The organism is Vibrio cortegadensis (assembly GCF_024347395.1).
Taxonomy (GTDB): domain Bacteria; phylum Pseudomonadota; class Gammaproteobacteria; order Enterobacterales; family Vibrionaceae; genus Vibrio; species Vibrio cortegadensis.
In genome coordinates this window covers 232,920-256,738 of record NZ_AP025473.1, presented here as the reverse complement: position 1 = coordinate 256,738, position 23,819 = coordinate 232,920, and the positions used below count along the sequence as shown (strand labels likewise).

The following is a 23,819-nucleotide window of genomic DNA, read 5'->3' as shown; positions in this document are numbered from 1 at the left end:
CATTAGATGACATTATTGGGGTCCCTTGGTGTATATAAAAACGTTCTCAAAACAAGTTTCAGCAGTAAGAGATCATAGAGTGTTGGCTGAGGTGTTATTTGCTTACCTTCAAGAGGAGCTAAGTATCGAGGGCGCGCTCATTTTTCGTGATCCTATTTATAGTCCACGAACTGTCCCGTTATTCTCAATTGGTACTTTTTCATCACTCATCTCTTATCCATCTACTTTTTGGAAGTGGGCGGCACAGTTTGATACTGCGGAAGGATTCATACCTATCGCCATGAATAGCTGTATATGGGATGAGAAACCAAAGCATGAATGCTCTTATGTCATGATGCTGGATAATTCAACGGCTTCTCGAACTTACATTATCATTCAAGGTATTAAAGATGAGAGTGTCGAAAAAATATTTGAATCTACATTTGAGTTTTTACAAATTGCGGCGGCAAAATGGCAATGCGTGCGAGCTGAAAAAAATGCGGCTTTAGAGATTAAAAATCGAGATGTACGTGAAGCGCAATACCTCGATGAGATTAAAATGCGCGAACAGTTTGTAAACAACATGAAGTTGGTACAAAAGGTCGCCTTAGAGCTGTCTAATCCAAAATCCCTTGATGAATTATATAAAGCAGCAGTCGAAGCGGTACGTGATCAGCTTGGCTTTGATCGTGCGGTATTCATGTTACTTGATATGAAGAAGCGATGCTTCAGTGGGACTTATGGAACGGACGAATTTGGGAAAACAAACAGTGAACATCAGACCCAGTATGATATTCATCAGCTAGAAGAAGAGTACATTGAAGGGTTATTCAGTAAAAAAAAGAATCTGGTTGTGATCGAAAATGCACCTCTCTACACGGCTGGTAAAGTGGTCGGGCAGGGGTGGAATGGCATGCTGATTTTAAGAGAAGCGGGAGAGGCTTTTGGTTGGATCGCAATGGATAATTTGGTTCATCGCAATGCAATTACTGATTATCAGAAACAGATGTTGGAGTCTTTTGGTTCGCTTCTGGCGCAAATATATATCCGTAAGCGCCAAGAGCAGAGCGTTCGTATGCTGCACTCTAGTATTGTCGAGCTTTCGAGGTGCGCGACGGTAAGTGAAGTTTGTAAGTCCGCCGTCACCTTTGCGATTCAACATTTAGGTATCGATCGTTTAGCCGTTTTTCTAACCGATGAAAAATGCTCTTATATGCAAGGTACATGGGGGACTGATACTCAAGGCAATGTGGTGGATGAATCCTACTATCGAAGTGAAACCACGAATAAATCGATCGTGAATCAAGCGAGATCGGTTCCAAACGAAGTGGCTTTTGAAGAGTCAGTTCCTGTTTACCATGACTGTAAAATTGTAGGTTTTGGTTGGACATCAATGACGATGCTGACCAGTAATAGTGGTGTCCCTATCGCTTTTATCGCCGCAGATAATTTGCTAACTCGTAGTCCATTAACGTCCCAGTTGAGAGAAATGATCCGTATGTTTGCATCAAGCTTAGCCGAAGTGCTTCAGCGAACGGAAGCGCAAGAGGCGATCCGAGAGCTGAACGAAAACTTAGAGCAAGAGGTCTCTAAACGAACTCATGAATTAGAACAAGTGAATAGGCAGCTTGAGGTGCTTTCAAAAATGGATCCTCTGACCCGCTTAGGCAACAGAAGAATGTTGGATTATCACTTGGAAAAATTATGTGAAATAGAGAGCGAGAGGGAACTCACTTTTGGGGTCATCATTCTTGATATCGATCATTTCGGGCTGTTCAATAATTATTATGGTCACCTTGAAGGGGATATCGCCTTGATTCGAATCGGCAATATCCTTGAGCGATATGCTTCAGGTGAAGATCAAACATTTTGCCGCATTGGTGGTGAAGAGTTTGCATTATTACTTGTAGATACCACCGAAAGAGAAGTGGAAGAGAAAGCGGAAGCGATACGTCAAGGTATCGAGAATGAGAACATTAGGCACATTGATAACCCTGACAATACATGCTTAACGGTATCCATCGGGTACACATGGACCACAATGACATCGGCGAACTTTAATTTTGACTCGCTATACAATAAAGCTGACGAAGCTCTATATCATGCCAAAAGGTCAGGACGAAATTGTGTGAGTTGTTTGGACCTATCGAGTGAAAATGCTTAGTCGTGTGAAAATACTTAGTCGTGTGACGCTGACATAGAAACATTTGATTTATCTTAGTTGGAATGTCGAGAAGGTCAGAGTTTCGGGATGTAACGAGGTAGCTTGTTTTGCTTCTGCTATGTTTAATAAATATCAGGTTTATTAAATATCAAAAGCATAAGGGCATCAAAATGGAATTTGATTGGGTTGAATGGTTTGGTTATTTAGCTTCGCTTGTAGTACTCGTCTCATTAACCATGACGTCGATTATTAAATTACGGGTGATTAATTTTATTGGTTGCTTGTTATTTGCGGCCTTTGCCTATTTCATCGATTCATACCCCACCATGTTAATGAACCTCGGCATTGCGGGGATTAATGTGTATTACCTCTACAAAATTAGCCACACTAAAGAGAAGTTTAAACTGATTTCAGCGTCGGTTGGTTCTGAATATTTTGAGCATTTCATTACAGCAAACCGCGAAGATATCGAGCGGCAAATATCGACAGAAGAGTTAAAGTCAGCAGACACTGCTTTTTATATGCTTAGGAATAACAGTATTGCAGGGTTGCTGGTGGGTAAGAGAGAGCAAAATGGAGTACTGAACGTCTTACTTGATTATGTCACGCTAGAGTATCGTGATTTTAAAATTGGTCAGTATTACTTTAAAACGCATCCTGATGTGATAAAAAGCCGAGGGTTCAACTCGTTACACGCGCACGCAAATAGTGATGAACACCGTACTTACTTAGAAGCGGTAGGGTTCCTGCCTTCGGACGCGGATGATCAGTTATTTATTAAGTATCTGTAATTTCAATTACCCTAATGAATCAGATAAAAGGGAGCCAAAAATTCATTTGGCTCCCTTCCCTTTATTCACTTTAACGGCTATCTCGTATTAATAACTATCTCATATTAATAACCATCTCGTATAAATAACTATCTCATCTCAAAAGCGACCTCCTCACGCCAATCAGTCATGCCGCAGTCGTGATGGTTATCTTCATTTAAAGTTTCGCTAGCACTGATTTGTGTTTCGACTTTTGTGCTGTAGAGCTGATTTTCATCGCTTTGTTAATCAATTTAAGCAATGACTTGTTACTCCACTGAGACCGAGTTTCCCCATAGTGACTTTCATGCATTCGCTGGAGTTCATTCTCCATCGCATGGCGAACATCTGTGTCCAAATTGACTTGCGAGTACATCCAACTAGAGACGGCTTGTTGAATACGAATCGGATCACCGGCATCGATGGTTTGCAGTAGGCCAAGGTCTTGAGGGGCGATCTCGGCTTTGCTTGCTTGTGTACCGACATTTTTTGGCTTGGTTCTCCAAATCTTGATGGCCATAAGCACGGTGATTAGCCATAACGTGGCAAACATATAAGTCAGATATGGCCAAATGCCAGCATCAATAACCGTGATGGTTTGTGTTTCAACAGGCACAGCCTTAGTTGGCGCGCTTGGCAAAGTCAGAGCCGTTTCGTTACCCGGTTTTACCTCTAAGGTTAGTCCATCAATATTCGCTGTTTCCTGTTGTTTTAACTGAGTATTCCACCATGGGATTTTTACAGAAGGAAGTGTCACACTGCCTGTCGATTTCGGGATCAACACTTGCTTCACTGTCATTACGGTTTGACCCTGATCGGTGATGTCAAATTGAGGCTTTTCATCATAGACTCTAAGAGAGTCTGGATACGTTACATTCAAATTAGGCAATTGAGTTTCAGACAATCCATCAACGGTTAAAGAGATGGTTCGAGTGAGTGATTCACCAACTTTGGTATCGAAAGTCGAGGCAGGATCGAGATTTTTACCAGACTCATCTTGCCAAGTCTGTTTGAGTGTTAGCGATGGTGTTGGTAGCCAAAACCCACGGTAATTATCGGGTTTGGCTAATACTTTGATCGTGTAGGAATCGGCTTTGGTATTCAGTTGGATTAGACGTGTGGAGCCATTGCGGTTCCCTCCATAAACCACGGCACCTTTCAGACTTGGACCTAACAGTGTCGCGTTAGTGTGCCCATTATCATCAGCGGTTATGTGATAGCTCTGATCGACAATCGTCACTTCCATTCCATCGATAACGCTTTGATATTGCTTGGAGTCCCCAATTGCTTCGATACGGACTCCGGTTGCTTTCGGTTGGATTATTTGTGGGTTTTGTAAGCGTCGCGGATCCGCCTTAATAATCAGTCGGGCATGAAACTGTGTACTTTCATTCGGGTAGAGCTCATTTTTCTCTAGCTGAGTTTGAAATTCAACCATGTCGTTTTGGCTAGGAGCCGATGTGTCGATGCTTGATTGAATAACGATAGGCTGAGTTGATACACCTCCGACAGAAAAACTAGGGATTGTCAGTGTTCCTAATTTGAGTGCTGCGAGAGAGACTGTCCATTCACTGCGAACACTCCGATCACCATTGATGATATTAATCGCCGAACCGAAACTTGGGCGACCTAGATAGAAATCGGACTCTAGTGATGTAAAGTTAATGTCTTCAGAGCTGAGCTTATGATCCGCGACAATTTTAAGCTGAAACACTTCATTTTTGGCGACTCTGTTTTTACTTACGCTTGCGACTAAGGACTCAGCATGAGCGATTGAGCTTAGGCCTAGCACTAGGCTAAAGAGCATCGTGGAGAGTACTCTTATGAAAAATGGATAGGTGCGTTTCATTCTATTTACCACTTTTTATTGTTTTGTTGAGGGGCGTTTCTTTGTTGCGCTTGTAACAACATTTGTGCTCGTAATAATCGACTAGGATCGCGAGCACTTTCGACTTGTTCTAATCGCCTAACATCTGGGTCAACCTGTTGTACCTTACTGTTCTCTTCTGGAGAGGAGTCAGTTGATGGACGGTTGGCTGTTTGGGGATCGGTCAGGTCTTTCTCTTCAGGCAATTGAGTACCTTCAGAGGGCTTATCCTGTGAAGGCTCAGTTTGTGACTGCTCCGCTTGTGGAGACTTAGCCTGTGGAGACCTAGCTTGTGAAGATCCAGCTTGTGTATCATTCTCATCACTAGGTTCCGGTTTAGGTTGCGAGCCCGAATGATCGCCTTTTTGTTCGCTATCTGATTTCTCGCTTCCTTTATGAGGCTCAGAACGATCATTCTGTGCCGATTCGTTTTTTGAACCTTGCTGACCACTCTGTTTATTCTGTTGAGATGACTGGTCTTTGTCCGATCCTTGTGACTGAGAAGCGTTGTCATTCTGCTCTTGGTTCTGTTTAGAATCTTGTTGCTGTTGCTGTTGCTGTTGCTGTTGCTGTTGCTGTTGCTGTCGCTGTTGCTGTTGCTGTTTAGCTTGTTCAACAATGTCCAAGTTCTTCTTTGCAAGTGCATGGTTTGGATTGTTTTTTAGCAGCTTTTGATAGTGCGCAATAGCGTCATCTAGTTGACCGGATTGAGCATACGCATTGGCAAGGTTGTATTGATCATCTTCGCTGCTTAAAGGCGTTAAAGTCTCTATCGCAGATTGATAATCTCCCGCCTTATACTGAGCTGCACCTTTCCAACTTTGATTTGAAAACTGCTGAGCGGCAGATTGGAAATCTTCATTTTCAAATGACTGGTAGGCTTGTTGATCATCGGTTTTCCAAGGGTTCGCTTGACTTGGCGTTGGGTAAGCAAGTGGTAAAAACAGTAATGCGACACTCCAGATACCTCCCTTTCTAAATAGAAATAAGCCAGGGATCAACAGTAGAGGAACTAGCCAGAAACCATTATTGACTCGTTCGGTCAGTCGTTGGTCACTGTGCTTTTTAGCGCGGCCTTGGTTGCTAAGTTTCTGATTTGCAATCAGCTCTACATCACTGCTTGAATGCTGAAAAGGCGCAAAAACACCACCCGTTGACTGGCTTAATGACTGCATGTTACCTAGATTAGATTTCGCGATAACGGTAGCCCCTGAGCTCTGTTTGAGTAGGCTGCCGTCACTAAGTTTTATTGGTGCTCCCTCTTCTGTTCCAATGGCTAGAAATGAGAGTTCCCACTGTTGGCTAGAAGTAAGTTCCTGAATCTCTTGATATTCACGGTCATCAATATCGTCACTGATAAGAATGATCTGACCTTGATGATTACCAGCATTGGTTAACATCTCGATGGCGAGTTTCACCGCTGAAGCCGCATCGGCTCCTTGATATGGCATGATATCAGGAGATAAGTTAGGAATGAGAGCATGCAATGTATTCGTATCGCTTGTGAGTGGACTGACCGTATAAGCATCACCGGCATAAGCGATGAGCCCTGTAGCCCCCTCTTTCCAAAGCGGAAGTAGATCCAAAGCTTTATAGCGTGCTTGGGTTAGCCTGTTGGGTTGAATGTCGGTGGCATAGAGAGACATCGACATATCCATGACGAGAACACGTGCCGTCGCTAAGTCGAAACTCGGTTGCTCTGCTTTTTGAAAACTAGGCCCAGATAAAGCAACAATTGCCACAATACCGCTTAGTGCAAGACCAATCGAGAGTGGTTTGTGATTTTTAGTTTGATTGAAACCGAGCTGATTGGCTAAATGTGGCGCAATCAGTCCTGTTGAATTTTTGCGTCGAAATAGCCAAAGGCAAAGTATGAAAAGTGGAATGATCGCTACTAGCCAGTAGGGATAGAGAAAAACGAAACTAGCCATGATTTCTCCTCAGAATGATTAATATCAGAGAAAGAAGCAGTGCGAATGACAAGGGTAAGCCAAACCATTCACTTTGAGGTCGCCAAGTTTGTATCGCGGCACTGATCGGCTCTAATTGGTTTATTGTATCGTAGATGGTGGAGAGTTCTTGGCTATTGCGAGCTCGGAAATACTGCCCACCCGTCATGCGAGCAATCTCCATCAGCGTTTTCTCATCGAGATCCTGAGCGGTATTCACTTTGCGAGTCATGAAGAACTCTTTGACGACCATTTCACCTGCGCCTACGCCAATGGTGTAAATCGTGGTGTTGAATTTCTTAGCAATGGTTGCCGCTTCAAGCGGGTCTAACACTCCTGCGGTGTTGCTGCCATCACTGAGTAAAATCATCACTCGTTGTGGCGCATCACTGTCTACAAAGGTTTTCGTTGCAAGCCCGATCCCATCACCAATGGCCGTTTTAGTCCCAATTAAGCGCAAAACGGCTTGATTCAACTGCTGAGAAATGGTGTTTCTATCTAAGGTGAGTGGTGTTTGTAAATAAGCGTGATCAGCAAAAAGAACTAAACCTAAGCGGTCGCCTTTACGTTTATCGATAAATTCGGACAGCACATTTTTTACGGCACTTAAACGATCGATAAAGTCATCACCTTGCTTCATGTCTTGCTGATTCATGGAGTAGGAGAGGTCAACCACTAGCATCATGTCACGATGTTTAGGTTGAAAATCAACAGGATCACCATACCAAACCGGTCTAGCACTTGCGCATACAAGCAGTAGCCAGATGGCACAAGCAAGCACTTTTGCCAATAAAATATTTGGCGTCTTGGCTGTTGATTGTTCAGGCAAATAAGGCAGTTGAATGGCTGCCCGCTGCTTTACTGCGGGGGCAAAAATATAGATTAAAAAAGGCAAAGGGAGGATGAAAAACGCTCCCCACCAAACGAATTCAAGACTAAACCAATTACTCACGACCACCTCTCTTTGGTGGCAGAGCTTGTTCGATCCAAAATTGGCAATCTTCAATCAAGCTTTGTTGTGTTTCTGAGGATGGTTTTTGGTAAAGAGCTTGCTGCCATACAGCGCTATTTGGGGTAAAGCGAGGTTGGCTTATTTGAGAGTCCAAAAATGCGTACCACTCTTCGCCAGACAGCATAGCAATACGCTCTCTTGGGTAGTAACTGAGAGCCGCTTGACGCAAGAGTTCGATCGCTGCTGATGGGGTATGTTCCAAAGCTTGGTTGGTAATGATTTTCAGAGCCGCTTTTTTGGGTGCTAATTTCTTCTTGCGCCAACGCAAATAAATAACAACAAGTAACACCGTAAAGCAGGCCAAAGCCATTAATGACCACCAACCCCATGCGAGCGGCCACCAACTTGGAGCGTCAGGCAGTAAAGCCGGGTTTAATGGTAACGTAGGGGGTTGGGTTGTTGTTGATTGTGTCATGAATGTGTTCCAGTAATTTGCTCAACTAAAGATGTTGCACTTGAGATAGAGGTGTAATTGATTGCGAGAGAGCAACATAAATCGTTCAATTTATTCTGTTCTTGTTGAAAAGCAGCTTCAATATTACGACGGGTATTCGGCGATGAAAAATCAAGCCATAGCGCTTTGAATCCGTTTGAGACTTTTTCACTTCCGCGGTAATGGGTTTGACCTTTTTCTAAAGGGTCGTAAATATGAACGAGACGAAGTCGGTTGTGTTTTCGTAATTGAGTGAGTAATGCTCTATCTGACTCTTGATAGCGCATGAAGTCACTTAATAGGATGATTTCACTTCCTTTGGGGCAGAGCTGGTGCAATGTTTTTAACCCAGAAGCCATCGACGGCATGTCTGAGCCACGTTGATTCAGCTTGTTTTCCTGTAGCGATTCGTTATGCGCAGTAACTAATTGCTGCATGATGCGAAGAGGGCTACTGGTACGCGAAGAGGGGCGAAACTCAAACCGTTGTTCGCCTGTGTCTATAATGGCTCCGATGCGGTCTTTCTGCGCTACGGTTAACCAGCAAATTAGACTCGCGATATGAGCAAGTTGTACCGACTTAAGTACCATTTGAGAACCGAAAAATAGGCTTGGATTGAGATCAATATATAGCACCACTGGCTGCTCGCGCTCTTCGCTAAACAGCTTGGTGTGAGGCTTACCTGTTCGTGCTGTCACCCGCCAATCAATACTGCGGATGTCGTCTCCAGGTTGATATTGGCGGACTTCAGAAAAATCCATCCCTCGACCTTTTTGGCGGCTTTGATGTTGGCCACTTAATTGAGACCATAAACTGTTCGCTGGGGGTAACCAGCGTACAGTTTGAGACTTATAGTGCAGGAGTTCATCTAAACAGAGATTCACACCATCACTATGTGGGGGTAATTGGTTATCCATAGAAATACTCAAATTCTTAAGCTCGACTTACTTCATAAGCGCTATCTACTTCTTAAGCACTATCCACACCTTAAGCACTACCAACAAGGGTCAGAAGCTGAGAAATGACAGTGTTTGGGTGAACGCCTTCTGCTTGAGCGTGATAGCTTAAAAGCAGGCGATGCCTTAACACTGGAAATGCCATCGCTTGTACATCTTCTGGCGTCACAAAATCTCGATTTGACAGCCAAGCATGAGCGCGTGCGCAGCGATCAAGGGCGATCGTTGCTCGTGGGCTAACCCCCATTTCTAACCACTGATCCAACTGTTCTGCGCCAGTGTTGTTGGAGTAAGCTTTAGGCTCTCTGGTCGCCATGACCAAGCGGATAATGTACTGCTCAACACTTTCCGCCATATGAATTTCCAACACCTCTTTACGGGCTTGGAAGATATCTTTCTGGCTCAGGTGTGCAGGTTGAACTGGCGTCGTACCAAGGGCCTCGCCTCGATTAAGGCGTAAGATCTCTAGTTCACTTTGAGCATCTGGGTAGTTAACATCGAGATGCAGTAAAAAACGGTCGAGTTGAGCTTCAGGAAGTGGGTAAGTCCCTTCTTGCTCAATAGGGTTTTGGGTGGCCATTACCAGAAAGAGTTCAGGTAATTTATAAGTACTTCTACCGACTGAAATTTGTTTTTCGGCCATCGCTTCAAGCATCGCAGCTTGTACTTTGGCTGGCGCTCGGTTTATCTCATCAGCAAGGACTAATGAGTTAAAGATCGGCCCAGGTTGAAAAATGAACTCGCCCGTTTCAGGTCTAAAGATATCAGTACCCGTTAAATCTGAAGGTAAGAGATCAGGTGTAAATTGAATACGGTGAAAATCGCCCTCAATACAGTCAGCCAAAGACTTAACCGCACGAGTTTTCGCTAAGCCAGGTGGTCCTTCAACTAAAATGTGCCCGTCTGCTAGTAGAGCGACAAGCAGTTGTTTTACTAGCTCAGTTTGACCGATGATTTGAGATTCTAAATATTGCTTAAGTTGAGTGAAGGCTTCGGACTGCATGAGTGTTCTCTCTGTTATTTGTAGCATGAGCTACGTTGTGCTCGAAAATACATCTATTGGTTGATATTAAAAGGGAAAAGTTCCTTAAATCGGCCAACTTTTTCATGTCTATTATTATGGGGCCAGATTTAAGCGATCCAACCATTCAGAATTGAAAGATTAAATTTAAAAAACAATTTCAAAAAGCCGCAGACAAACTAAAGTTAGTTATACTTTTGCCGATAAAAAAAGATCAAGTGATTAATCCCCCAACAGAAGGGCATAATGATGTTCAAATTGAGCTCCATGAGTATCAAACAAAAAGTTGTTTTAGGCATGACATTTGCCGTACTTGCTTCCACTGTCATTGTCGGTGTTATGGCTCAGCGCCAAGCCCGTGAAGTTCTTACCCATCGTTTAATTGATATTGAATTACCAGCCATGTTGGAGAAGGTTAATTCTGAGATCGACCAAGAAGTATCAACCCTACTTTTTGCTGCTGAACAAACCGCTAATAACGAATTCATCAAAGAGGCTGTCTCATCAACCGATCGCGATCCAAGTACCGAAGCGATGCTGGTTAAGCAGCTGAATAATATCCGTAGCCAATATAAACTAAACGATGCGTCGGTGGCTAACCGCCAAACTGCTTATTATTGGAATCAAGGTGGCTTTTTGCGCCAATTGAACCAACAGCAAGATGGTTGGTTCTTTGGATTTACTCAATCTGGACAGCAAACAATGGTGAGCATGTTCCAAGAGGCGAGTGGCGAAGTGAAAATGTTTGCCAATTTCCAACAGGTCAATGGCACAACAATGTCTGGGCTATCGAAATCGATGGACGATATGGTGCGTCTACTTAATGGCTTCAAAATTGAATCGACAGGTTTTGTTTTCTTAACGGATTCAAAAGGTGCGGTTCAAATTCATCGTCAATCAGACAAAAGCCAGTCTAATTTAAATTCACTGTATGGCTCTGCATCCAATCAGTTACTGAATAAATCAGGCTTTAATTTGATTACGACGGAATACAATGGACAAGATGTGTTTATCGCAAGTAACTACGTACCTTCAATGGATTGGTTCGTGGTTGGCGTAGTACCAGTTGATGAAGTCTTTGCCGATTTGAATGCCACAGCACAAAAAATGCTGATGACGACCATTATTGTGGCGCTTATTTTCATTGCGATGGGTGTTCTACTCGCAAATAGCATCGCAAGCCCAATCAAACTGATATCGGAACGCTTCACTGATTTAGGCAAAGGTGATGGCGATCTGTCGCAACGAATTGAAGTGAAAGGCAATGATGAAATCGCCCAGTTATCTCAAGGCTTTAATGGTTTTATAGAAAAAATTCACGAGTCGATGAAAGAGGTCGCTTCAACCAGTCGAGCATTGCAGTCTGCTTCTGAAGGCGTCTCGAATAAAGCACACATTACTCGTGATAATAGCCACGAGCAACGAGATCAAACTATTCAAGTTGTTGCCGCTGTTAATCAGATGGGGGCGACGATCAGTGAAATCGCGTCTAATGCGGCGACGGCAGCAGAAACCGCGAACCATGCATCAGACAATACAGAAATGGGTCGTAGTGTCGTGACTCAAGCGAAAGATGCGATCAGCCGTTTGGCGGCCGATATTGAGAACACGGGCTTAGTGGTACAGCAATTAGCATCAACTACTCAAGATATCGGTTCTATTCTTGACGTTATTCGTGGGATCTCTGAACAGACTAACTTGTTGGCACTCAATGCGGCGATTGAAGCGGCACGTGCTGGTGAGCAAGGTCGTGGCTTTGCGGTGGTCGCGGATGAAGTGCGCAACCTAGCGAGTAGAACGGCTGATTCAACTGAAGAAATTCAGAAGATGATCAACCAACTGCAAAGCGATGCGAAAGATGCGGTTTCAGCGATGGAAGCAGGGAAAGCCATTACATTAGAAGGTGTATCTTCGTCTGATGAAGCCGTTGGTGTATTGGTGACAATTTCAGAGCGAATTATTGATATTTCAGATAGAAACACTCAAGTTGCCACCGCAACAGAAGAGCAGTCAACGGTAGTACACACCATTAATCAGAATATCGAAGAGATTAACGCGATTAACGAAGTGACGACCGGGACGGCTGAGCAATTAGCCGAAGCGAGCCAAGAACTGCGTGAATTATCCGCTCGTCTAGATAATATGGTCGGTAGCTTTAAGCTATAAGTGATTTATAACCTTATTAAATTTTAGGTTATGAGTGGTAGAGGTGCGTAGGTCGCAGTGCCGCGCACTGTCACTCAATAAGACTCGATCAAATTTGTCACGAGTCATGTTGATTACAGTGATCAGTCGGTTTGGTTTAGAAAAACTATTATGTTCTAGAAACTAAAACTATAAATAGGTAAAATTCAAATCAGATATGATGATTAGGTAAGTAAAATGAGCGATTTTGAAAAAGAACTGGCTGAGTTTTCACAGCAAGCGAGTAACGAGCCAGAAGTAAAACTACCTTCTCTAGAAGAGCAAAAAGCGGTAGTTGCTGAACTAAAGAGATTGGAAGCGGAAGGTAAACTTACACCAGAAGTGCTAGAGCAGCATTTTGGTAAATTTCAGTCTGATAACGATGCACCGATTCACTAGTAAAGCGATTAAGTTATTCAATTTAAAGGCACCTTATTGGTGCCTTTTTTATTTGCACTATTTCGTGATAGAAATAATTACGCTGTCTTCTTAAATATAAGAATTATTAATCAAGCGTATGAAAGCGAAGTATATTCTTTATGACTTTTGTCTAGGTTGGCTATTACAAAACTTGACGATTTGAAAGAGTTAACCACATTATTAACTGCAAAAGACGTTGGCTATTGGAGTAAATTATGGAAAAGCACTCAAAAGTTAAAGGCTCAGCATTTTTTATTGCTGAAAACAGTTTACAGTCTGGGTTACTCAAAGACTCACTAGAAGAGAAACTAAATTTAGCGTTTAGGCTTGTTACAATAAGCAATCTGTTTGATATAAATCATAATGAAATATCAGAACCAGATTTTATGATTATTGATGTTTCTTCGTTGTCTGAGCAAGATATTATTCACTACTTTCAAGTTCGTAATGCTAAATTTCCTAATTGCTATGAAGTTTTGATTAATTGCAAAGATGAAATTGAATATAGAGAGTTAATCAAATGGAAAAATCTTGTGGGTGTTTTTTATACGAATGATACGTTAGAACTGTTAATTCAAGGTATTACGAAAGTTTTAGACGGTGAGATGTGGTTTAGTCGTAAATTAGCACATGAATATATTCGTTTCTACCGAGAAAGAGAATGTTCTAATACCAGTTCTAGCTATTCACTCCTTACAAACCGTGAGCAACAAATCATTAAACTATTGGGTAACGGTGCCTCAAATTCAGAAATTGCTGAAAGCTTATTTGTGAGTGAAAACACGGTTAAGACTCATCTACATAATGTGTTCAAGAAGATTAATGTGAAGAATCGTTTACAAGCACTTATTTGGGTCAAAGAGAATGTGGGCTCAGAAGAGTTTGTATGATAGATAAGAAAAAGGTACCTCATTGAAACTAGGTACCCGTTTACTGAATTCGATTTAACTGGTTAGTGTTAAGGTGGGTGGTGTTGTCTGATTTGGCATACCTGAACTGCTGGCCTGTTGTTTTTTGTTGTCTTGATTTTGTTGGCGTGCAAACCGGATAGCCTCTTTACGGCAGTTTACATTTATCTTTTTGTAGAGCTTGTAGATGTGTGTTTTGACGGTGCTTTCAGCAACAAAAAGTTCATTGGCGATTTGTAAATTAGATTGTCCACAAACCAACCTATCTAAGATCTGTTGCTCCCTTTTTGTGAGTTCACCTATGCTATTTTTAGTCGATGGGGCATAGGGTCTACAGCGTGTTAGCATCTGCGCCATTAGGTTGCGTGGTAGCCATAGATCGCCTTTAGCGACAACCTCAACGCAACGTGTGAGATGATCCACAGGCGCGTCTTCATATAAAATCCCTTTCAGACAGCACCATGAGACAATGGTGTCGCAGAGTAGATCGACAGGCACGTCATAAATGACAAGATTAAAATCAAAGGTAGTTGCTGAAAGCAAATCAGTGTAAAGCCCATCTTTTATATAGTGGTAACTCATTAAAATAACAGAAATATTTTCAACCGAATAAGGTTGAGAAAACTGTTTATCTGTTTTCTGCTGTATTACAAATTTATTAGATTTTTCTAACTCACGTTGGATTAATCGAGAATGTATATTTGTACGACTTAGTAATAATATTTTATTTTTTTCTAGTACTTTCCCTTCCATAGTAAACCTCAGCTGACACATATTAACGTTGGACTAATAACATAACTAACAGTTAGTTAGGTATAGCAGTTCTTTATAATTTGAGTTGTATCTAAAATGATACACTCATTAATATACATTTACTTATTCTCTATATTGTTGATAAGTATTAGTATTTACGTCCTATTTTTTCCTACAACTTATCTACTACTTTTTATTTTCTTCATGCTTGTTTAATACTCACAGGTTTTTTTTGAGCATTATAGTTACTTACAAGTTAACGGAACGAAGGGATGACTCATGAATAATATAATGAAAAGTATTCATGCTTTTTTATTATTTATAGCAGCATTATCTTTTTCCAGTTTGGCAACTCAAGGAAGCCAATTATCTGTTTCTATTTCAGGGCATATCGAAAGTTATTGTGAGATCGATTTTACTGATGGCGTGAAAATGGACTTTTCAAACGAAGCTCAGAAAGTGCTTCCTTTTGATATTCAATGTAACCAACCGTTAAGTATGTCGGTTTACTCTCGAAATGGTGGTTTGCAGTTATTGAAAAGTAAACAGGAGAATCTAACCCCTTATGAAGTCAATATTGACATTACATCACTGGGGTTGAGCCAAACACTATTAAGCCGAGAAATATCGTCACCAAGAATTATTAACAGTTCAAATGTTATTCCATTCAACACTGATGGTGTGATGCGAGTGACGTTGGAAGAAAACCTGCTTTATGCGGGGTACTACGAAGATGTCATTGAGATTGATGTATTTCCGTCAATCCATGGCAGTGGAAAGTAAATCATCTGCTAGTTGCAGAGTGTGGCTCCAGTTTGGAACAGGGCCATGACAAGTACGTCTTAAACTATATAAAGGAATCTATTCATGAAAAAGCTAACAATATGTGCAGTTGCGGTATCGGGTCTATTTGCCGCTCAAGCGAATGCTGGTGATGTTCAATTAGTTGGGTTTGTTGCCCCAGTATGTGAAGTTTCTGGGCTATATACGCAGTTACTCGATTTTGGACAAGTCTCTAGTATCCAGTCTGTCTCAACTGACCTATCCATCCAATGTAATGATGCTGATGGGGCAACCGTAACACTGACGAGTGCCGAAGGTGGTCTTGAGTCTGATGATAAAGAAGACTATGCCATCGGTTATACCGCGACATTATCACCAGATAGTCATGCGGATCTCGTATTGACGACATTAGGCGGCCCTGGCGCGAATGATGTAAGTGCAAGTATGTCTTACTCTGGTTCGCTTGCTTTAGCTGGTGGTGTTCCTACTAGCTTGTCTGTAACGACTAATGAAACCATGGGTTGGTCTGGTGGTTACTCAGATACGCTAACCGTTCAAGTAACAGCGAACTAAAGAATAATAAAAACAAAAGATGGGAGGATAGTAATCGTCCTCCCATCTATTTTTGAGGGGTATAGAGATGAACACGTTTAGAAGGCTCTCTTTAATCTGTGTATGTTTAATCAGCTTTTCAGCCTTTGCTTATAAGGTTCAGCCGATGGTGGCTGAAATGGCACCGATTGGCAAAGGTTCCCAAATGTCGATGCGAATTGATAATACGAGTAATCAACCGCTAACGGTGGAGCTATTCCCACTGTCCATGGTGATGGATGAATTTGGTAATGAAACCACTTCGCCCGCTGAAGATGACCTGTTGGTGATTCCAGTTACTGCGATTATTCAACCAGGACGATCGCAATCGGTGATGGTGCGCTACTTAGGTGAGCCTTCAATTACTCAATCAAAAACCTATCGAATTTCGGTTAAACAAGTACAAGTTAAGAATGCAGAGAAAGATGCAGCAAGCTTAGGTATTCTTCTACAATTCAATACCTTGCTTAATGTTAGGCCTAAAAATACATACTCAGAGTTAAGTGTTCAGAATATAGAAAAGAAAGATGGGAAATGGATGATTGAGGTCGCCAATGATGGAGAAAGTTATGGTCGGTTAACGAATACTAATTGGACCGTTTCAGATCAAAGTCACTCTGTGTTTCTAAAAGGTACCGACGTGAGTCAAAGAATTGCGGGGACTTTGGTGCTACCGAAATCTAAACGTATTTTTGTTATGGATCCACTGGATGGGTTTGATGCTAATTCACTCTCAATTGAGATTGTAGACACGGAGTGAACCATGATAACTCGTCGCATGCTCTTAATGGTGGTTGCCGTGTTGTTGAGCGGCGCAGAGGCTCAAGCTGTTATTATTTCCCCCACGGTTTTGGAAATCGATAGTCAATCAAGTGGGCAGTCTCAAGTTATCGTCTCCAATAACACCACTCAAATAACCCCCATCGAGGCCAGTTTGCGCCGTTTAGTATTTCAAGGCGGTGGTGAATTTGTCGCACAGGACGTGATAGACAGTCAGTTGATGGTATTCCCACCTGCGGCAATGATAAAACCTGGCCAATCTCAAGTATTTCGTTTGCAGTGGATTGGTGACGATAGCTCGGCTCAATCGGAAAGCTATTTCCTTCGTTTTAGCCAACCCTCTTTGTTGGCTACTCAGGGGAGCCAATCTGGGATTGCGGTTCAAATTCACTACAACGCTATTATTCATGTGTTCTCTCCAGAACAAGCACCCAACGTTGAAATGCAAGTGACCAACAGTGGCGAGGCTGTGGTTAAGAATAGTGGTAATCGTTACACCTATTTAAGCTTAACCAAGTTTCTGCCCGCGGAAGAAAGTGCGACCGAGTTTGGGCTTACCCGCGTTGAGATGATGACATCGCTAGGCGAGCATTTTCTTCCACCATTTAGCTCTATTGAACTGCCTTCGAATTCATTGCTGAAACCTGGTGTTTATCAAGGAGTCCAACAATGAAAATACGCCAAGGATGGTTTCTAAGTTTTATTGTCTGTGTCATGTTCAGTTTTACAGCGGTCGTTGAAGCAACGCAGGAAACTATTCAAGAAATACAACAACCGAAAATAAACCCTACCGGTCGAGATATTGAGCTGATCTCCCTGCTAAAAATCAGTGATAGCGTCGTCGGTGAGGCCGAAGTGACGATCACCGCAGATGATGTGATCTTACTTCCCAAAGAGAGCACTCTTGCCTTGCTTATCCCTTTAATTACAGAGGACGCAATGGAAGTGTTAAAGGCAAGCAACCAGACTGAAAAACTATCACAAGAGGATTTTCGTCGTGCAGGTTTAGATTTAAATTTTGACTTTTCGACACTAGAGTGTGTGGTGACGGTTCCTGCGCAATATCGACGGACTCAACAGTTGTCCGTCGTCTCTTCCCCCTCTTTTGGTCAAAATTATTTATCACCAGCATGGATCAGTGGGTATTTGAATGTCTCTCTGTCGGGGACTCAGTCTCAGACGGTTGAGGATACCTCCGAAAATATCACAAGCTTTAATCACCGCTTTGAATCGGCATTAAACATAGGATCGGCGAACTTTGAGTATGAGTCTGCTTATGACGATGTTGAAGGGGACTCAGCCTACGTTCGGCGTGGGACTCGAATGAATCTTGATTTCCCATCTCAAGGCACGCGTTTGGTTGTGGGGGATATGTTCAACTCTGGAAAAAACTTGCAAGATGGCACGGATATTTTAGGTCTTGGTCTTACTCGTGATTTTACGTTGATACCAACCAGAAATGTGCGCCCAAAAGCCACTCAAACCTTTACATTACAGCGAACTTCAAATGTGGATGTGGTGGTAGACGGTGCGATTGTTCAGAGGCTTACATTGAATGCTGGTAGCTATAGTTTGAGTGATATCCCATTGGCGCAAGGCACGAACGATGTCGAATTGGTGATTACGGACTCTAGCGGTCAAGAGGAACGTATTCAATTCTCTGTGGCGACGGGGAATGACCTATTAGACAGCGGAGAGTTTGAGTATAGCGTTATGCTCGGGGTACCAAGTGAAACGGTAGCGAATGAGATCGATTATTTAACGGATCAACAGCTTATTCATGGTTATTTAGATGTGGGTGTCGCGCCTTGGCTAACTCTTGGTGTTAATGGCCAAGTGAGAGAAAAACTCTATCAATATGGCGTATCCAGCTTGCTGGCGAGTGATATTGGTGTAACGGAGTTTATTGTATCTCAGAGTCATCATCCTACGTTAGGTGATGGGCATGCGGTTCGTGTTGCTTACGATGCAGAGTTTTCTGACGAACTCGACTTTAACCCTCAGTTTAGTGTTATTTATGACTATCAATCGGAAAATTTTGCGGGTGTAAATGATGATATGGCTGCCACTCTGCCCCTGAACTCGGTCGAGCATTATGTGTCACTGTTTAGCTCTATGGATGTTACCCCTAGGTTGCGAACGGCTCTTTCTGGGACGTATAGCTCAGGAAGAGAAGATGCCGATAATTTTTGGTCACTAAGTCCCAGCTTTTCAGGCCCATTCTTTAGTACTCCAGCCACTTGGAGTGCTCGCTTCAATTACCGTAATTACCAATATAGTGATGACGAGTACAATACGACCCTAACGCTCAGTTGGCCTTTGAGTAGAGCAACACGGCTGGTTGGTCGTTATCAGAGTGATAAGGATTTCGGCTCTCTTGATATGAGTTATAAGAAAGGAATTGGGAACACGGGAGGGATTTCTGCTTTTGCTACGCTGGAAACCGAAAGAGAGACAGACTCAAACATTGACGCGGGCGTGAATTATACCGCTAATCAATTTCAAGTGATTGCCGATCATACCACGCGCTATCAAGATCTCAGTGAAGACAAACGAAACCATAATACTCGACTTGAGATCTCCAGTGCGATTGCGTTCGCAGGTACTTCTGTCGCGGTTGGACGTAAGGTTGGCGAGGCCTTTGCCGTGGTTAAGAAACACCAAAGCTTAGCTGAGAATGAGATTGCGATTGACCCTGAACGAAACACTGATTATGCCCGCGTCTTTAGCGTTTCCGATCATAATATGTTGGTATCGGATCTTGTGGCTTATACCCCACAGTTGATTGGGTACGATGTGGAGGATTTGCCACCCGGTTATGATCTTGGGGATGGGGCATTCTCTATTTATCCAGGATACAAAAGAGGTTATCAGCTAGAAATAGGTTCAGATGCGGTACTCACCATACTGGGGAACCTATTTGATGCGCAGACTAAAGAGCCCATTTCCTTAATTTCAGGTGTGGCTCTGTACCTTGGCGATGAATCTAGCGGTGAGAGTAACAAAAGCAAGCCACTTGAGTTTTTTACCAATCGGACAGGGCGGTTTGCTATTTCCGGAATGCGTCCAGGAGCTTATCGATTGGAACTGAACATGAAACCAAAACGATCGCTTGAGCTGGTGATCTCAGAAGATGGTGGTGTATTGATTCGAGTAGGAGATCTCTATGTTGAATAACCCTATTATTAGCGTGATGGGCTTGGCGCTTAGCGTGATGACAGGCTCTGCAAATGGTACGACAATGACTCATAGTTCTGGGGCGAATGAAGCGTGCGCCGCCAGTTTGATCAGCTTAGATCCTGTTTCCGCTCAGTCGACTTATGATGTTTTTTCGACTGCGACGTCCCCATTAGTAAAAGGATATCAAGTGAGGGCGGATGTTATGGGGCAAAACTGTTCCATTGTTGTGGAGATCGATGTCGACGACGGCTCGACAGTATTACGAGGAAGTTCTCAGCAAGCGCTTCGCTTTGAGTGGGCCGGTGGTAATGGATACCAAAAAGGAGGGCGCTGGTATGTCACTTTGACGGATGCGACACCAAATGTGCAATTTCAGTTGAGGTTCCCTTCAGATCAGTGGGCGACTGCGGGACAATTTAATGGCCAAATGACAGCTTCGATACAGCCGAATAACTCAAATGAGCCTATTTCAGAAGAAGAGGTTTTTCTAGAAGCAGAAGTCGATGTTTTACCCAGTGCGAAAATTCAATTTTATGGATTATCTCAGCGGTATTACGATTTGGACTTAGGGAAATTAGACTCGCATAAAGTTATCCAATCGGCGCCTAATTTATGGGTTCAAAGTACGGGTGAGTATGCCATTTCGATTGAATCAGAAAATCGTGGATACCTTCGTCATGAATCATTGAATACTCAATGGGATGTGGCTTACGATTTTTTGATCAATAATCAGGAAATATCGTTGGTGAATACAAGTAAACAGTGGCGATCCAGCCATGCTACGCAAGGGAAAGCATTACCTATGGCGTTTGTTATTGGAGATATAAGTCAAAGGCCCGGAGGCGATTATAGCGATATATTGCATATTACGATTGAGCCTGAATTGTCTCAAATACCGTAATAGAAAATAGAAAATAGAAAATAGAAAATAGAAAATAGAAGATAGAAGATAGAAGAAAAAAATCCCTCTAACTTGCGTTGGAGGGATTGTTTCTTGAGCTTGCTCAGTGGGTCAGCTTAGTCTCTTGTTACGCCATGCTCGTCGAACATACGACGACATGCGCGACCATCACTGTGGAACAGGTGACAACGATGAGCTGGAATACCAATCGCCAGTTTGTCACCAGGTTCAACCGTTAGAGTATCTGGTTGGCGGTAAATAACATCAGCATCCGCACCTTCAAGGTTTAGGTAAACTTGAGTTTCATTACCCAGTTTCTCAACAATCATCACTTCACCTTCGATGGTTGCATCACCTGTTTCAGACGAAACCAAGTGCTCTGGACGAACACCTAAAGACATGCGGTCGCCAACATTAACTGTTGTGCCATCAACGGGTGTCCAGAAAGAGAAGCCATTTGAAAGTTGAACTTTTACTTGTTTTGCTTCAGCTTCAATAATAAGAACGCTCATGAAGTTCATTTTTGGTGAACCGATGAAACCTGCAACAAAACGGTTTTCTGGGTAGTGGTAAAGCTCAAGTGGACGACCAACTTGAGAAACATAACCGCCATCAAGAACAACAATTTTGTCAGCCATTGTCATCGCTTCTACCTGATCATGTGTAACGTAGATCATGGTACAACCAAGTTGACGTTGAAGCTTAGTGATTTGCGAACGCATTTGAACACGTAGTGCAGCATCTAAGTTAGACAGAGGTTCATCAAGTAGGAATAGGTTTGGTTGTGAAACAAGAGTACGACCAATGGCAACACGTTGACGTTGACCACCAGAAAGTGCTTTTGGTTGGCGGTCAAGTAGATGGCCTAATTGAAGAATTTCAGCTGCGTGTTCAACACGTTTGTCGATCTCTTTTTTGTCAGCTTTCGCTAATTTTAAGCCAAATGACATATTGTCATATAAGTTTAAGTGAGGGTATAGAGCGTAAGATTGGAATACCATACCAACGCCACGTTTGGATGGCTCTACATCGTTCATGCGCTCGTCGCCAATGTATAAGTCACCTGACGTAATATCTTCTAAGCCAGCGATGCAACGTAAAAGTGTTGATTTACCACAACCCGATGGGCCAACGAAGATAACAAATTCGCCTTCCTTGACATGCAGATCAACATTTTTAGAAATTAGTACGTCGCCATACGCTTTACAAACATTTTTTAACGTGACACTCGCCATTTAGCTCGTCCTCGAACAATATCAAATTTTTTATAAATCACTGCCTATCATTATATGAGTTTTCTTGCAGGCAATGACAGTAGGAATTGGTAAGTTTTAGAGAAAGAGAGTAAGAAAAAATGGGTGGTGTCTACGAAATGCGTAGAAATGCACCACCCATCAAAGCCAAGGACAAGTTTGTATCCCCCGACACCAATGAAATGCCTCCCCCGTGAGTAATAACTACCACTTGCAATTCAATTGGTGACAACAAACTAGCCCGGCAATGTAAAACCAGTACTCTAGAAAAGGTAATACTGGAAAAGGGTTCTTACTATCCACTCTTGGATGACTAAAGTTTCTATTATTTGTCTTCTAGCGTCATCCTCCCATAGAAATATTTTAGAGGGGGAGTAGGAGGGGAGGAGCAAGAAAAGAGGAAATAAGGCGTAGTTGGATCAACTTCAAAAAAAATAGGCTTCAAAGAGTGAAATTGGTCACATAAAGATTCTTTTTTGTGATTGGCGTCTCTAACCTTAATCGATGGTGATCACGAAAATGCGCCATAATACCAAGGGCGTAGCCAGTAGGATGATGAGTAAATTATGATTTTCTTCGATGATATACATGAAATAACGGCTCATCCTCTGTGGTGACCCTACTCAAAAAAAATAAAAAGGATATGAACATGAAAAAAGCCCTAAGCACTGTTGCGCTAAGCACTCTTGTCGCTCTAGGTTCTTTTGGTGCACATGCTGCCATCGAAGAAGGACAACTTACCATTTGGATTAATGGTGATAAAGGTTATAACGGACTTGCAGAAGTAGGTAAACAGTTTGAAGCAGACACTGGCGTTAAAGTGACAGTGGCTCACCCAGACGGTCTTGAAGCTCGTTTCCCACAAGTTGCAGCGACTGGCGATGGTCCTGATATTATCTTTTGGGCTCACGACCGTTTCGGTGGTTATGCAGAAGCGGGTCTACTTGCAGAAATCAAACCTTCTAAAGAGATTAAAGAAGGCGTTGTTGATTTTGCATGGGATGCAGTTCAATTTGACGGTAAGCTAATTGGTTACCCAATTGCTGTTGAATCTCTATCTCTAATCTACAACAAAGACTTAGTGCCTAACCCACCAAAAACATGGGAAGAAGTTGAAGCTTTAAATACTAAACTTCAAAAAGACGGTAAGTCTGCAATTATGTGGAACCTAAAAGAACCTTACTTCACATGGCCACTAATGGCTGCTGATGGCGGTTACGCATTCAAATACACTTCTGAAGGTTACGACATTAAAGACGCTGGTATCAACAAACCAGGCGTTAAAGAGTCTATGAACTTCATTAAGAGCCTAATTGAAAAAGGCGTGATCTCTGCAGATATGGATTACTCAGTATCTGAAGCGGCATTCAACAAAGGCAACACGGCAATGACTATCAACGGTCCTTGGGCGTGGGGCAACATTGAGAAGTCTGGCATCAACTACGGTGTGGCTACGCTTCCTAAATTTAAAGGTAAAGCATCTAAACCATTCGTTGGCGTACTAACGGCGGGTATCAGCACTGCTTCACCAAACCAAGATCTAGCAGTTGAGTTCCTAGAGAACTACCTAATGACTAATGAAGGTCTACGTAAAGTAAACAATGATAAGCCACTAGGTGCTGTTGCGCTTAACTCGTTCCAACGTGAACTTGATAGCGATGCTCGTATTGCAGCAACAATGGACAACGCAATGAATGGCGAAATTATGCCAAACATCCCACAAATGAATGCATTCTGGGGTGCTGCGAAAAACACTATCGTGAACGTTGTTGATGGTCGTCAAACTGTAGATGCAGCTCTTGCAGATGCAGAAAAGCAAATGGTTAAATAATTTCGGTTTTTCATAAACCTTTTTAAGGAGAGGGTAACCTCTCCT

General features: G+C 42.6%; 20 protein-coding genes. 12 read left to right on the top strand and 8 right to left on the bottom strand.

The features are described from left to right. Positions 1-28 precede the first annotated feature (28 nt). Together OCV39_RS15680 and OCV39_RS15675 are read left to right on the top strand one after the other, a co-directional pair. Positions 29-2,143, top strand: coding sequence for a sensor domain-containing diguanylate cyclase (locus OCV39_RS15680; RefSeq protein ID WP_113798461.1), 2,115 nt, complete (start codon positions 29-31; stop codon positions 2,141-2,143). 170 nt (positions 2,144-2,313) lie between these two features. After that, entirely contained in the window at positions 2,314-2,934 is a 621-nt protein-coding gene (locus OCV39_RS15675) for a YgjV family protein (protein WP_017053523.1), read from the top strand. 196 nt (positions 2,935-3,130) lie between these two features. On the opposite strand, the gene OCV39_RS15670 is transcribed toward OCV39_RS15675, so the two are convergent. The 6 genes from OCV39_RS15670 to OCV39_RS15645 all read right to left on the bottom strand — a co-directional run bounded on the left by OCV39_RS15670 (position 3,131) and on the right by OCV39_RS15645 (position 10,172). Next, positions 3,131-4,801 carry a BatD family protein gene (locus tag OCV39_RS15670; RefSeq protein ID WP_261889946.1) on the bottom strand — a complete coding sequence of 557 codons (1,671 nt, stop codon included), beginning with the start codon at positions 4,799-4,801 and terminating at the stop codon, positions 3,131-3,133. A 5-nt stretch (positions 4,802-4,806) separates the two neighbouring features. Beyond that, complete coding sequence (locus OCV39_RS15665; RefSeq protein WP_261889945.1) at positions 4,807-6,750, bottom strand: VWA domain-containing protein; 1,944 nt, start codon at positions 6,748-6,750, stop codon at positions 4,807-4,809. Continuing rightward, positions 6,743-7,720 carry a vWA domain-containing protein gene (locus OCV39_RS15660; RefSeq protein WP_261889944.1) on the bottom strand — a complete coding sequence of 326 codons (978 nt, stop codon included), beginning with the start codon at positions 7,718-7,720 and terminating at the stop codon, positions 6,743-6,745. The genes OCV39_RS15665 and OCV39_RS15660 overlap by 8 nt, the downstream gene beginning before the upstream one ends. Next, positions 7,713-8,195 carry a DUF4381 domain-containing protein gene (locus tag OCV39_RS15655; RefSeq protein ID WP_261889943.1) on the bottom strand — a complete coding sequence of 161 codons (483 nt, stop codon included), beginning with the start codon at positions 8,193-8,195 and terminating at the stop codon, positions 7,713-7,715. The genes OCV39_RS15660 and OCV39_RS15655 overlap by 8 nt, the downstream gene beginning before the upstream one ends. Beyond that, a complete protein-coding gene (locus OCV39_RS15650) occupies positions 8,192-9,130 on the bottom strand; it encodes a DUF58 domain-containing protein (RefSeq protein ID WP_017053528.1) in 939 nt (312 codons plus the stop codon). The genes OCV39_RS15655 and OCV39_RS15650 overlap by 4 nt, the downstream gene beginning before the upstream one ends. A gap of 70 nt (positions 9,131-9,200) precedes the next feature. After that, entirely contained in the window at positions 9,201-10,172 is a 972-nt protein-coding gene (locus tag OCV39_RS15645; RefSeq protein WP_017053529.1) for an AAA family ATPase, read from the bottom strand. A 267-nt stretch (positions 10,173-10,439) separates the two neighbouring features. On the opposite strand from OCV39_RS15645, the gene OCV39_RS15640 reads away from it, so the two are divergent. The 3 genes from OCV39_RS15640 to OCV39_RS15630 all read left to right on the top strand — a co-directional run bounded on the left by OCV39_RS15640 (position 10,440) and on the right by OCV39_RS15630 (position 13,684). Further along, the gene (locus tag OCV39_RS15640) at positions 10,440-12,356 is read left to right on the top strand and encodes a methyl-accepting chemotaxis protein (protein ID WP_113798764.1); all 1,917 of its coding nucleotides are present in this window, start codon (positions 10,440-10,442) and stop codon (positions 12,354-12,356) included. Positions 12,357-12,572: 216 nt separating this feature from the next. Continuing rightward, complete coding sequence (locus OCV39_RS15635) at positions 12,573-12,773, top strand: hypothetical protein (RefSeq protein ID WP_017051643.1); 201 nt, start codon at positions 12,573-12,575, stop codon at positions 12,771-12,773. A 236-nt stretch (positions 12,774-13,009) separates the two neighbouring features. Further along, a complete protein-coding gene (locus tag OCV39_RS15630; protein WP_017051644.1) occupies positions 13,010-13,684 on the top strand; it encodes a LuxR C-terminal-related transcriptional regulator in 675 nt (224 codons plus the stop codon). Between the two features lie 54 nt (positions 13,685-13,738). On the opposite strand, the gene OCV39_RS15625 is transcribed toward OCV39_RS15630, so the two are convergent. After that, the gene (locus tag OCV39_RS15625) at positions 13,739-14,455 is read right to left on the bottom strand and encodes a response regulator transcription factor (protein ID WP_170961637.1); all 717 of its coding nucleotides are present in this window, start codon (positions 14,453-14,455) and stop codon (positions 13,739-13,741) included. Between the two features lie 279 nt (positions 14,456-14,734). Between OCV39_RS15625 and OCV39_RS15620 the strand changes: the two genes are divergently transcribed. The 6 genes from OCV39_RS15620 to OCV39_RS15595 all read left to right on the top strand — a co-directional run bounded on the left by OCV39_RS15620 (position 14,735) and on the right by OCV39_RS15595 (position 20,690). After that, on the top strand, positions 14,735-15,238 hold the full coding sequence (locus tag OCV39_RS15620; RefSeq protein ID WP_253825257.1) for a hypothetical protein: 504 nt from the start codon (positions 14,735-14,737) through the stop codon (positions 15,236-15,238). An 84-nt stretch (positions 15,239-15,322) separates the two neighbouring features. Next, entirely contained in the window at positions 15,323-15,811 is a 489-nt protein-coding gene (locus OCV39_RS15615; RefSeq protein WP_017051647.1) for a hypothetical protein, read from the top strand. Positions 15,812-15,878: 67 nt separating this feature from the next. After that, positions 15,879-16,589, top strand: a complete 711-nt coding sequence (locus tag OCV39_RS15610) for a fimbrial biogenesis chaperone (protein WP_136995086.1) — start codon at positions 15,879-15,881, stop codon at positions 16,587-16,589. A 3-nt stretch (positions 16,590-16,592) separates the two neighbouring features. Beyond that, positions 16,593-17,282 (top strand): fimbrial biogenesis chaperone, encoded by a 690-nt coding sequence (locus OCV39_RS15605; RefSeq protein ID WP_261889942.1) that lies wholly within the window; start codon positions 16,593-16,595, stop codon positions 17,280-17,282. A gap of 41 nt (positions 17,283-17,323) precedes the next feature. Next, positions 17,324-19,786 (top strand): fimbria/pilus outer membrane usher protein, encoded by a 2,463-nt coding sequence (locus OCV39_RS15600; protein WP_261890153.1) that lies wholly within the window; start codon positions 17,324-17,326, stop codon positions 19,784-19,786. Then, positions 19,776-20,690: a hypothetical protein gene (locus tag OCV39_RS15595; protein ID WP_261889941.1), complete on the top strand. Its 915-nt coding sequence runs from the start codon at positions 19,776-19,778 to the stop codon at positions 20,688-20,690. Before OCV39_RS15600 ends, OCV39_RS15595 begins: the two co-directional genes overlap by 11 nt. 116 nt (positions 20,691-20,806) lie before the next feature. On the opposite strand, the gene malK is transcribed toward OCV39_RS15595, so the two are convergent. Next, positions 20,807-21,925, bottom strand: coding sequence for a maltose/maltodextrin ABC transporter ATP-binding protein MalK (malK, locus tag OCV39_RS15590; protein WP_171755517.1), 1,119 nt, complete (start codon positions 21,923-21,925; stop codon positions 20,807-20,809). A 667-nt stretch (positions 21,926-22,592) separates the two neighbouring features. Here malK and malE point away from each other — a divergent pair. Continuing rightward, the gene (malE, locus tag OCV39_RS15585; protein ID WP_171755516.1) at positions 22,593-23,774 is read left to right on the top strand and encodes a maltose/maltodextrin ABC transporter substrate-binding protein MalE; all 1,182 of its coding nucleotides are present in this window, start codon (positions 22,593-22,595) and stop codon (positions 23,772-23,774) included. The last annotated feature ends 45 nt before the right edge of the window (positions 23,775-23,819 follow it).